This is a genomic window from Pseudomonas sp. R15(2017) (assembly GCF_002112685.1).
In the GTDB taxonomy this organism is placed as follows: Bacteria; Pseudomonadota; Gammaproteobacteria; order Pseudomonadales; family Pseudomonadaceae; genus Aquipseudomonas; species Aquipseudomonas glycinae.
Genome location: NZ_NEII01000008.1, coordinates 282,135 through 293,036, shown reverse-complemented (window position 1 = coordinate 293,036; position 10,902 = coordinate 282,135). Strand labels below are relative to the sequence as shown.

Annotated in this window: 12 protein-coding genes; 2 read left to right on the top strand and 10 right to left on the bottom strand. The window is 60.5% G+C overall.

What is annotated here, in order from left to right; translation table 11 throughout:
• Window positions 1-5 precede the first annotated feature (5 nt).
• From CAF77_RS18275 to CAF77_RS18265, 3 genes are read right to left on the bottom strand one after another with little or no spacing between them, the layout of a single operon-like run.
• Window positions 6-719 carry a PilW family protein gene (locus CAF77_RS18275; RefSeq protein WP_064382100.1) on the bottom strand — a complete coding sequence of 238 codons (714 nt, stop codon included), beginning with the start codon at window positions 717-719 and terminating at the stop codon, window positions 6-8.
• Complete coding sequence (gene pilV / locus CAF77_RS18270) at window positions 716-1,165, bottom strand: type IV pilus modification protein PilV (protein ID WP_064382101.1); 450 nt, start codon at window positions 1,163-1,165, stop codon at window positions 716-718. Before pilV ends, CAF77_RS18275 begins: the two co-directional genes overlap by 4 nt.
• Window positions 1,162-1,635: a GspH/FimT family pseudopilin gene (locus CAF77_RS18265; RefSeq protein WP_064382102.1), complete on the bottom strand. Its 474-nt coding sequence runs from the start codon at window positions 1,633-1,635 to the stop codon at window positions 1,162-1,164. The genes pilV and CAF77_RS18265 overlap by 4 nt, the downstream gene beginning before the upstream one ends.
• Window positions 1,636-1,762: 127 nt before the next feature.
• Between CAF77_RS18265 and CAF77_RS18260 the strand changes: the two genes are divergently transcribed.
• Window positions 1,763-2,317, top strand: a complete 555-nt coding sequence (locus tag CAF77_RS18260) for a GspH/FimT family protein (RefSeq protein WP_064382103.1) — start codon at window positions 1,763-1,765, stop codon at window positions 2,315-2,317.
• Here CAF77_RS18260 and ispH read toward each other — a convergent pair.
• The 6 genes from ispH to murJ form a co-directional block, all read right to left on the bottom strand.
• Window positions 2,289-3,233, bottom strand: a complete 945-nt coding sequence (ispH, locus tag CAF77_RS18255) for a 4-hydroxy-3-methylbut-2-enyl diphosphate reductase (protein ID WP_039771704.1) — start codon at window positions 3,231-3,233, stop codon at window positions 2,289-2,291. The two genes, CAF77_RS18260 and ispH, sit on opposite strands and share 29 nt — an antisense overlap.
• A 155-nt stretch (window positions 3,234-3,388) precedes the next feature.
• Window positions 3,389-3,826 carry an FKBP-type peptidyl-prolyl cis-trans isomerase gene (gene fkpB, locus CAF77_RS18250; protein WP_170928297.1) on the bottom strand — a complete coding sequence of 146 codons (438 nt, stop codon included), beginning with the start codon at window positions 3,824-3,826 and terminating at the stop codon, window positions 3,389-3,391.
• A gap of 7 nt (window positions 3,827-3,833) precedes the next feature.
• Window positions 3,834-4,346, bottom strand: coding sequence for a signal peptidase II (gene lspA, locus CAF77_RS18245; RefSeq protein ID WP_064382104.1), 513 nt, complete (start codon window positions 4,344-4,346; stop codon window positions 3,834-3,836).
• Entirely contained in the window at window positions 4,339-7,170 is a 2,832-nt protein-coding gene (gene ileS / locus CAF77_RS18240) for an isoleucine--tRNA ligase (RefSeq protein WP_011336005.1), read from the bottom strand. Before ileS ends, lspA begins: the two co-directional genes overlap by 8 nt.
• 13 nt (window positions 7,171-7,183) lie before the next feature.
• Complete coding sequence (ribF, locus tag CAF77_RS18235) at window positions 7,184-8,122, bottom strand: bifunctional riboflavin kinase/FAD synthetase (RefSeq protein ID WP_007959537.1); 939 nt, start codon at window positions 8,120-8,122, stop codon at window positions 7,184-7,186.
• Window positions 8,123-8,251: 129 nt separating this feature from the next.
• Window positions 8,252-9,790: a murein biosynthesis integral membrane protein MurJ gene (gene murJ / locus CAF77_RS18230; protein WP_064382105.1), complete on the bottom strand. Its 1,539-nt coding sequence runs from the start codon at window positions 9,788-9,790 to the stop codon at window positions 8,252-8,254.
• 252 nt (window positions 9,791-10,042) lie between these two features.
• Between murJ and rpsT the strand changes: the two genes are divergently transcribed.
• Complete coding sequence (gene rpsT / locus CAF77_RS18220) at window positions 10,043-10,315, top strand: 30S ribosomal protein S20 (RefSeq protein ID WP_011336008.1); 273 nt, start codon at window positions 10,043-10,045, stop codon at window positions 10,313-10,315.
• A 122-nt stretch (window positions 10,316-10,437) separates the two neighbouring features.
• Here rpsT and CAF77_RS18215 read toward each other — a convergent pair whose 3' ends face one another.
• Complete coding sequence (locus CAF77_RS18215) at window positions 10,438-10,902, bottom strand: CreA family protein (RefSeq protein ID WP_007959533.1); 465 nt, start codon at window positions 10,900-10,902, stop codon at window positions 10,438-10,440.

Here is a 10,902-nt window from a genome sequence, read left to right as displayed (position 1 = left end):
CCCCCTCACTGCAAGCGGTTGCGCAAGGCGGCAACCACATTGAAGGTTTGATCGCGGACCCGGTTGTTCGGGTCAGTGAGGGTCAGGCTCAGGCGCACGCTGCGGATCCGCGCCGGGTCACCGGGATTGGCGCTGTAGGTGGACGCCGCGACATCGGTCGCGGAACTCGCCAGACCGAACGTCACGGTGAATGCACTGACATTGTTCACCAGCACCTGCTGGGCGGGGTTGCCGCTGCCGGTGCCCATCAGAATCTGGTTGTTGCTGAAGCTGTAGACCAGCCGACGGATCGGAAACGCAATCTGTCCTGTCGCCGCCACCCGCGCACCGGTATAAGCCGTGGCGCTGTTGCGGCAATCGGAGACCACGGTCCAGGTCGGCGTCCCGCCCGCGCTGCCGACATCGGCGGTGACCAGGGTCAGTTTGAGATTGGCGTTGTCCCAACTGATCGGCGTGATCTGGGCCGCATTGAAATCTCCCGCCGAGCTGGAATCGGTAATCGTGCCCAGGCAGCCGAACATACCCACCATGCGCAGCTCCTGGATCATCTTGCTCAACACGAACCGCGCATCTTCCTGCATGGCGGCGGCGCTGTTCTGGCTGACGTAGGTGTTTTTCGCCGCCAGGAAAATTTGCACCACACCGAGTACCACGATCAGACCCAGCGCCAGGGCGACCAGCATTTCGATCAGGCCGAAGCCCAGGTTTTGGCGCTTCATGGCGTGGCCACCGGATCGACCGCGGCGCGACTGGTCAGCACAAAGCTGCGGGGTGCACTGCTCGTATTGGTGGCGCGCGCGTCACTCCAGGTGATGGTGATGGTGTACACGCGTTGATTGAGGGTGATGCTGCCGGTGGCGGTCGGGCCGCCGAAATTGACGATATTGGTGGTGAAGTCGTAGAGATCCTGATCCCGGGCGACACTCAGGTTGCCCGTGGTCGGCGGTGTGACGGTGTAGTCGGCGCCCGAGTTGGCGCGGATCCGGTCCATCATGTCGTAGGCGATGAAACTCGCCTGGCTGGTCATGCGCGAGCTGTCGGTGTACTTCAGCGCATTGAGCTGAACCGCCGCCGCGCCCAGCAACCCGACCGTCAGAATCAACAACGCGACCAGCACTTCGATCAGCGTCATGCCCTCCTGTGCGTGCTTGCTCCCTGCCCTCATCCGCAACTTCCACCCAATTGAATTCGTCCGTTCAGACACACGTTCAGCGTCCTGCTTTGCGTTCCCAGCACGTAACTGATGACCACCGCCGTGGACGGTGCCGCCAGCCCGCCCAGATTGTTGAAATCCAGCGCGGTCACTCCAGAGGGTAGCGTCAGAGTCGCGCCGCTGCTCATCGCTGGAACAACCCGCAATACATTGGCCGGAGTGCCAGTACTGTCGTAGACCGACAGTTCGCCGGTCCAGAGACTGCCGCCGGCGCTCGGCCGCAAGCGGGTTGTGACGCCCCGGTTGATTGCCTCGAGCCTGGCGTAATTGAGGGCCCGTTGCAGGTCGCCGACCTCGGTGTCGGCCTTGCTGCCCTGCACCGAACGGGTGAACGCCGGCACCGCCATCGTGATCAGGATCACAAACACCGCGACCGCCACCAACAGCTCGATCAGCGTGAAACCTTTTGTACGATGATCCATCGATGCCCTCCGTTGCCGTCGGCTATACCTGTACAAACCTAGAACATTCGACCGGCATGCGCCGGTTGATTTACCGCGTGCGGCGCACGGATTGCGCCGCCGTGCACAATCCAGGGAGGAGGCGCACATGCCGCAACAGGGTTTCAGTCTGGTCGAACTGCTTATGGGACTGGCGATCGGCGCAATTGTTCTGTCACTGGTCAGTCCGGCGCTGGCGGACTTCACCGAATCAAACCGGCGGCAGCAGGCCGCGCAGTCTTTGCTTGACGGGATTCGTAATGCCCGGAGCATGGCCATCACGCGCAATCAGAGCGTGGTGATTCATGGCATCAACGGTGACTGGGGCCAGGGCTGGCGGATCATTCTGGATCTCAGCGGAAAGGGGCCGGCTGATGCCGGTAATCCATTGCTGATCGAGCAGGCGAGTGACGGACGGATACCGATTGTCGGCAACTGGCTGGTGAGCCGGTACATACGGTTCAGCAGCCTGGGCCAGCCACTGGTGCCGGACCGCAAGTTTCAGGCGGGGACGTTACATCTGTGCTCGACTCGCGAGCCGGTCAGCCAGCTCCAGGTGGTGCTGGCGGCGACCGGTCGCGTACGCCTGGCCAGCCAAAAGGCTGAACAGGCGCTGTGCCGAAAGGATAAAGCGATCAGATCGAGCGTACGCGCAGCTCTTTAGGCATCGAGAACGTGATGTTCTCCTCACGCCCGGCCAGTTCGTCGGCGCCGGTGGCGCCCCAGGCCTGCAACTGCTGGATCACGCCACGTACCAGGACTTCCGGGGCAGAGGCACCGGCGGTGATGCCGATACGCTCGACACCGTCGAACCAGCTCTTCTGCAGGTCTTCGGCGCCATCGATCAGGTAGGCCGGCGTGGCCATGCGTTCGGCCAGTTCACGCAGGCGGTTGGAGTTGGAGCTGTTCGGGCTGCCCACCACCAACACCACGTCGCACTCGTCGGCCAGTTGCTTGACCGCGTCCTGACGGTTCTGGGTGGCGTAGCAGATATCGTCCTTGCGCGGCCCGCCAATGGCCGGAAAACGCGTACGCAGCGCATCGATGACACGGCTGGTGTCATCCATGGACAGCGTGGTCTGGGTGACGAAGGCCAGTTTTTCGGGGTTGCGCACCTGCAACTCGGCGACATCCTTCTCGTCTTCGACGAGGTAGATCGCACCGCCATTGCTGGCGTCGTACTGGCCCATGGTGCCTTCGACTTCCGGGTGACCGGCGTGGCCGATCAGGATGCATTCACGGCCGTCGCGGCTGTATTTCGCGACTTCGATGTGTACCTTGGTCACCAATGGGCAGGTAGCGTCGAACACTTTCAGGCCACGGCCGGCGGCTTCGGTGCGCACGGCTTGCGAGACGCCGTGGGCACTGAAGATCACGATAACGTCGTCAGGTACCTGATCGAGTTCCTCGACGAAAATCGCGCCACGACTGCGCAGGTCTTCGACCACAAACTTGTTGTGCACCACTTCGTGACGCACATAGATCGGCGGCCCGAAGACCTCCAGGGCGCGGTTGACGATTTCGATCGCCCGGTCCACGCCGGCGCAGAAGCCGCGGGGGTTGGCGAGTTTGATTTGCATGCGGTGCCTCGTGTCTTGCGCGCAAGAAAATGGATCATTGCAATCCCTGTGGGAGCGGGCTTGCTCGCGAAAGCGGTGTGTCAGACAACTTTTATGTTGAATGTCAGTCAGCATTCGCGAGCGAGCCCGCTCCCACAGGGGTTCTGCTGTGTTACTCAGAGCGCTTTGACGGAGAAGATTTCCACGTCAAAGGTCAGCGTCTTGCCAGCCAGCGGGTGGTTGAAGTCGACGGTCACTTGCGCGTCGTCGAACTCTTTCACCACACCCGGCAGCTCAGTATTGGCCGCATCGTTGAAGATCACCAGCAGACCCGGCGACAGTTCCATGTCCGCAAACTGCGAACGCGGAATGATCTGCACGTTTTGCGGGTTCGGCTGGCCGAAGGCGTTTTCCGGCTCGACGGTCAGTGTACGCTTGTCGCCAGCCTTGAAACCGAACAGTGCCGCCTCGAAGCCCGGCAGCAGGTTGCCGTCGCCGACCTTGAAGGTCGCCGGTGCCTTGTCGAAGGTGCTGTCGACCGTGTCGCCGTTCTCCAGGCGCAATGCAAAGTGCAAGGTGACTTCCGTGTTCTGGCCGATGCGTTGCTCAGCCAATACCTGTTCAGTCATGAACGGCTTCTCCGGTTTTTTTACTTTTGAACATGTCCAGTGCCAGCATCACCGCACCAACGGTAATGGCGCTGTCGGCGAAGTTGAACGCCGGGAAGTACCAGCGGTTCTGCCAGTGCACCAGAATGAAGTCGATCACATGGCCCAGGGCAATGCGGTCATAAAGGTTGCCCAGTGCGCCGCCCAGCACCAGCGCCAGCGCAATGGCCAGCCAGGTTTCGTTGCGGCCCAGGCGCTTGAGCCAGACCACCAGCACTGCGCTGACCGCAATCGCGATCACGGCGAACAGCCAGCGCTGCCAGCCCGAGCTGTCCGCGAGGAAGCTGAAGGCTGCGCCGGTGTTGTAGGCCAGTGTCCAGCTGAAGTAATCAGGGATGATCACGATCTGCTGGAACATCTCGAGCTTGCCTTCGAAGTAGAACTTGCTGGCCTGGTCGACGACCAGAACCAGCAAGCTCAACCAGAGCCAGCTCAGCCGTCCGAAACGGCCAACGGCATTAGGCATAGTGACGAACCTCGCCGGCGCCATCGATGTTGTCAACGCAACGGCCGCAGATTTCCGGATGCTCCGGGTTCACGCCAACGTCTTCGCGGCAGTGCCAGCAACGGGCACATTTCGGGAAGGCGGATTTGACGATCTTCAGCTTCAGGCCGCTGACTTCGGTGGCCACAGCATCGGCCGGAGCCTGCACGAACGGTGCAACAGTGGCAGTCGAAGTAATCAGGACAAAGCGCAGCTCGTTGCTCAGTTTGGCCAGGTCGGCGGTCAGCGCGTCTTCGGCGAACAGCGTCACTTCGGCTTGCAGGTTGCCACCGACGGCCTTGGCCGCGCGCTGGATTTCCATCTCTTTATTGACCGCCACCTTCACTTCCATGATGCGATCCCAGTACTCGCGCCCCAGCTCGAAGCCTTCCGGCAACTCGGTCAGGCCTTCGTACCAGGTGTTGAGCATCACCGATTCGTTGCGCTCGCCCGGCAGGTATTGCCACAGTTCGTCGGCGGTGAAGGCCAGGATCGGCGCGATCCAGCGCACCAGCGCTTCGGAGATGTGGAACAGCGCGGTCTGGCACGAACGACGGGCCTTGCTGTCGGCGCCGGTGGTGTACTGGCGATCCTTGATGATGTCCAGGTAGAAACCACCCAGCTCCTGCACGCAGAAGTTGTGGATCTTCGAGTAGACGTTCCAGAAACGGTATTCGCCGTAGTGCTCTTGCAGCTCACGTTGCAGCAGCAGGGTACGGTCCACCGCCCAGCGATCCAGCGCCAGCATGTCTTCGGCCGGCAGCAGGTCGGTGGCCGGGTTGAAACCGGTCAGGTTGGAAAGCAGGAAGCGCGCGGTGTTACGGATACGACGATAGGCGTCCGCACTGCGCTGAAGGATCTGCTCGGACACGGCCATTTCGCCGGAGTAGTCGGTCGAAGCGACCCACAGACGCATGATGTCGGCGCCCAGAGTATCGTTGACTTTCTGCGGCGCGATCACGTTGCCCAGGGACTTGGACATCTTGCGGCCGGACTCGTCCACAGTGAAGCCGTGGGTCAGCAGCTCGCGGTACGGCGCGTGGTTGTCGATGGCGCAACCGGTCAGCAAGGACGAGTGGAACCAGCCACGGTGCTGGTCCGAACCTTCCAGGTACAGGTCGGCACGCGGGCCGGTCTCGTGGCCCATCGGGTGCGAACCGCGCAGGACGTGCCAGTGGGTGGTGCCCGAGTCAAACCAGACGTCGAGGGTGTCGCTGATCTTGTCGTACTGCGGCGCTTCATCGCCCAGCAGTTCGGCAGCGTCGAGTTTGAACCAGGCTTCGATGCCTTCGACTTCAACGCGCTTGGCGACTTCTTCCATCAGCTCGACGGTGCGTGGGTGCAGCTCGCCGCTTTCCTTGTTCAGGAAGAACGGGATCGGTACGCCCCAGTTGCGCTGACGGGAGATGCACCAGTCCGGACGGTTGGCGATCATCGAATGCAGGCGCGCCTGGCCCCAGGCCGGGACGAACTTGGTGTCTTCGATGGCTTTGAGCGAGCGTACGCGCAGGGTGTCGCCGCTGACCGGCTCCTTGTCCATGCCGATGAACCACTGCGCGGTAGCGCGGTAGATCAGCGGGGTCTTGTGACGCCAGCAGTGCATGTAGCTGTGTTCGATGACGGTGGTGTGCAGCAGCGCACCGACTTCGGTCAGCTTGTCGACGATGGCCGGGTTGGCCTTCCAGATGAACTGGCCGCCGAAGAACTCCAGCGACGGCACATAGACGCCGTTGCTCTGTACCGGGTTGAGGATGTCGTCGTTGACCATGCCGTACTTCTTGCAGGTCACGAAGTCGTCCACGCCGTAGGCCGGCGCGGAGTGAACCACGCCGGTGCCGGCGCCCAGCTCCACGTAGTCGGCCAGGTACACTGGCGACAAACGGTCGTAGAACGGGTGACGGAAATTGATCAGTTCCAGCGCCGAACCCGGAGCGGTCGCCAATACAGTGCCTTCGACGCCGTAACGGGTCAGGCAGGATTCGACCAGCTCTTCAGCCAGCACCAGCAGCTTGTCGCCGATGTCGACCAGGGCGTAGGTGAATTCCGGGTGAACGTTCAGCGCCTGGTTGGCCGGGATGGTCCACGGGGTGGTGGTCCAGATCACGATGGCAGCAGGTTTGGCCAGCGATGGCAGACCGAACGCAGCAGCCAGCTTGGCCTCGTCAGCAATCGGGAACGCGACGTCGATGGTCGAGGACTTTTTGTTCTCGTACTCGACTTCCGCCTCGGCCAGGGCCGAACCGCAATCGAAGCACCAGTTGACAGGCTTCAGGCCCTTGAACACGAAACCGCCCTTGACGATTTCGGCGAGGGCGCGGATTTCACCGGCCTCGTTCTTGAAGTTCATGGTCTTGTACGGATTGGCGAAGTCGCCCAGCACGCCGAGGCGGATGAACTCGGTCTTCTGCCCTTCGATCTGCTCGGTGGCGTAGGCACGGCACAGTTCGCGGGTCTTGTCCGCGCCCAGGTTCTTGCCGTGAGTCACTTCAACCTTGTGTTCGATCGGCAGGCCGTGGCAATCCCAGCCCGGGACATACGGCGCGTCGAAGCCCGACAGGGTCTTCGAGCGGATGATCATGTCCTTGAGAATCTTGTTCAGTGCGTGACCGATGTGAATCGTACCGTTGGCGTACGGAGGGCCGTCGTGCAGGACGAACTTCGGACGATCCTTGCCAATCTCGCGCAACTTTCCGTACAGGCCAATACTGTCCCAGCGCTGCAGGATCTGCGGTTCGCGCTGTGGCAGGCCGGCCTTCATTGGGAAGGCGGTGTCCGGAAGGTTTAGCGTGGCTTTATAGTCGGTCATTTAAGGCTCTTCATTAGCGATGGGCGCTAGGTGCGGCTAGTGCACGGGCGGCGGCGACATCCGCGCTGATCGCCGTTTTCAATGCCTCCAGGGAGGCGAAACGCTGCTCTTCACGCAGCTTCTGGTGGAAAACCACCGTCAAACGCCGGTCATACAGATCGCCGGCAAAATCTAAAAGATGGACTTCAAGGTGGGCCTTGCCATCACCTTGCACCGTGGGCCGCACGCCGATATTGGCGACGCCGGGCCAGGTCTTGCCGTCGATGTCGACGTCGACCAGGTAAACCCCGGTGAACGGCACGCGACGGCGTTTGAGTTGAATATTCGCCGTGGGCGTACCCAACTGGCGGGCCAACTTCTGGCCGTGCAGCACGCGACCGGCAATCCGGTACGGGCGACCCAGCAGGCGCTCGGCCAAGGCAAAATCGGCGGCGGCCAGCGCGTTGCGCACCTGAGTGCTGCTGACGCGGATGCCGTCCAGCTCGACGGTTTGCGCCGCTTCCACGGTAAAACCGTGGACCTGCCCGGCCTGCAACAGGAAATCGAAATCGCCGAGACGGTCGCAACCGAAGCGGAAATCGTCACCGACCTCCAGATGCTGCACGCCGAGGCCATCAACCAGGATGGTATCAACGAACTCGCTGGCGCTGAGCTTGCTCAGGCGTTGGTTGAACGCCAGGCACAGAACCCGGTCGACGCCTTCGGCAGCCAACAGTTGCAGCTTGTCGCGCAACCGGGCCAGACGCGCCGGAGCGGTCTCCGGGGCAAAGAATTCCCGTGGCTGCGGCTCGAAAATCACCACGCAGCTGGGTACGCCCAACTCGAGCGCACGCTCACGCAGTCGGGCCAGGATGGCCTGGTGACCGCGGTGAACACCGTCAAAGTTGCCAATAGTGGCGACGCAGCCCCGATGCTGGGGGCGCAGATTGTGGAGGCCTCGAACCAGCTGCATAACGCGCTTCTTGCTCATAAAGTGGCCGATTATAACCACACCCGACGGCCGACGACAGGCAACACCGTAACCCAAAGTGAACGAGCCGACAAAAATGCCGGCTCGCGCCCGCTTTTCAAGGGTGAAACCTCAGCTCAAGGCCTTGCGATTGAAGTCGCGCAGGCGGAAACCAAGCAGCAGCAACATGCCGAAATAGGCGACCACGCCAGCAACTACCAATGCACCCAGACGCAGGAAGCGCTCAAGCATGTGGCCCTGATCCCACGCGGGCATGAAATGCATGCCTATCAACAGCACCACCGACATCACCGCCACCGCGACCAACAGCTTGAAACCGAACTTCAGCCAGCCCGGCTGCGGTTGATACATCTGTTGTTTGCGCAGTTGATAGAACAGCAACCCGGCATTCAGGCAGGCACCGGCGCTGATTGCCAGCGCCAGACCGGCGTGGGCCAGCGGACCGATCAGCACCAGGTTGAACAGCTGAGTAACCACCAGGGTGAAGATTGCGATTTTTACCGGTGTGCGAATGTTCTGTTGCGCATAAAAGCCGGGCGCCAGCACTTTGATCACGATGATCCCGAGCAGACCGACAGAATAGGCAATCAATGCCCGCTGCGTCATCTCCGCGTCAAATCCGCTGAACTGGCCGTACTGGAACAGTGAAACCGTCAACGGCTCGGCCAGAATCCCCAACGCCAGCGCGCATGGCAATACCAGCACGAAGCACAGGCGCAGGCCCCAGTCGAGAATCCGCGAGTATTCGTGGCGATCCTTGCTGGCGTAGGTCTTGGCCAGTGTCGGCAGCAGGATCGTGCCCAGCGCCACACCGAGTACACCGGACGGCAACTCCATCAGGCGGTCGGCGTAATACATCCAGGACACCGAGCCCGCCACCAGGAACGAGGCGAAAATAGTGTTGATGATCAGGGAAATCTGGCTGACCGAGACGCCGATGATCGCCGGCAACATCTGCTTCATCACCCGCCAGACACCGGTATCGCGAAGATTCAGGCGCGGAAGCACGAGCATGCCGATCTTTTTCAAGTGCGGCAGTTGATAGAGCAATTGCGCGAGGCCACCGACCAGCACCGCCCAACCGAGGGCCATGACCGGCGGATCGAAATACGGCGTCAGGAACAGCGAAAACACGATCATGCTGACGTTGAGCAGGGTCGGCACGAACGCTGGCACCGAGAAACGGTTCCAGGTATTGAGGATCGCACCCGCCAGCGAGGACAGGGAAATCAGCAATATATAAGGGAAGGTCACTCGCAGCAGATCGGAGGTCAGCTGGAATTTTTCCGGCGTATCGGTGAAACCCGGTGCCGTGGCCCAAATCACCCAGGGCGCGGCGATCATGCCCAACGCAGTGACCAGCGCCAGAACCAGCGTCAGCAGACCGGAAACGTAAGCAATAAAGGTGCGGGTCGCTCCTTCGCCCTTCTGGCTTTTATATTCGGCCAGAATCGGCACAAAAGCCTGGGAAAATGCCCCCTCGGCGAAGATCCTGCGCAGCAGATTGGGCAATTTGAAGGCGATAAAGAAGGCGTCGGTCGCCATTCCGGCGCCGAAGGTGCGGGCAATGAGCGTGTCGCGAACAAACCCGAGAATCCGGGAAAGCATCGTGATAGAGCTGACGGCGGCCAACGATTTGAGCAGATTCATTGAAGGAATGTGTGCCTGTCGATAAACAGCAGGCGAACAATGCGCCTACTTGTGCGATACTCCGCGCCGCAACAGCACAGAGCCAAAGCTCGCGAGTTTACAGGTCAAGCGCCGGAAATAAATATCCCGCCTCTTTATACCTACCACTTAGCGGAACGTCTCAAGCGCCCTTGACAAGACATCTCTTCATCGGCATGATTCGCGGCCTATTTTGTTTGCTATTTCCTAAAAAGTCTTTCGAGGAGCTCGACGGTGGCCAACTCACCTTCCGCCAAAAAACGTGCAAAACAGGCTGAGAAGCGTCGCAGCCACAACGCCAGCCTGCGTTCCATGGTTCGTACCTACATCAAGAATGTAGTTAAAGCCATCGACGCAAAAGACGCTGAAAAAGCTCAAGCTGCATACGTTCTGGCTGTGCCAGTTATCGACCGCATGGCCGATAAAGGCATCATCCACAAGAACAAGGCTGCTCGTCATAAGAGCCGTCTGAATGGTCACGTCAAGGCACTGAAAGCTGCTGCCTAAGCGACGTAATCATTAAAAAACCGACCTCAGGGTCGGTTTTTTATTGCCTGCGATTTGTCCTCACTCCAGCAAATCACAGGCAAAAAAGAGGAGCCAACCGGCTCCTCTTTTTTTATGCGCGATTAATGAGCCGACGCCCACGGCAAAATCGGGATCGCCGTCACCGCATTCTGCGGGCTACCCTCGATCAAACGATCGCTGTAGACCAGATACACCAGCGTATTGCGCTTCTTGTCGAGGAAGCGCACCACCTGCATGGTCTTGAACACCAACGAAGTGCGCTCCTTGAACACCTCTTCGCCATCCTTCAATTCACCCTTGAAGTTGATCGGCCCGACCTGACGGCAAGCAATGGACGCCTCGGCACGATCCTCGGCCAGACCCAACCCACCCTTCACACCGCCCGTTTTGGCGCGCGACAGATAGCAAGTCACACCCTCGACTTTCGGATCATCGAATGCCTCGACCACAATCCGGTCGTTCGGCCCGACGAACTTGAACACTGTCGACACCTGACCGATTTCCTCGGCCGAGGCCAGCAACGGCAGCGCCATCAACAAGCCCAACAATCCTTTTGCCATGCGCAT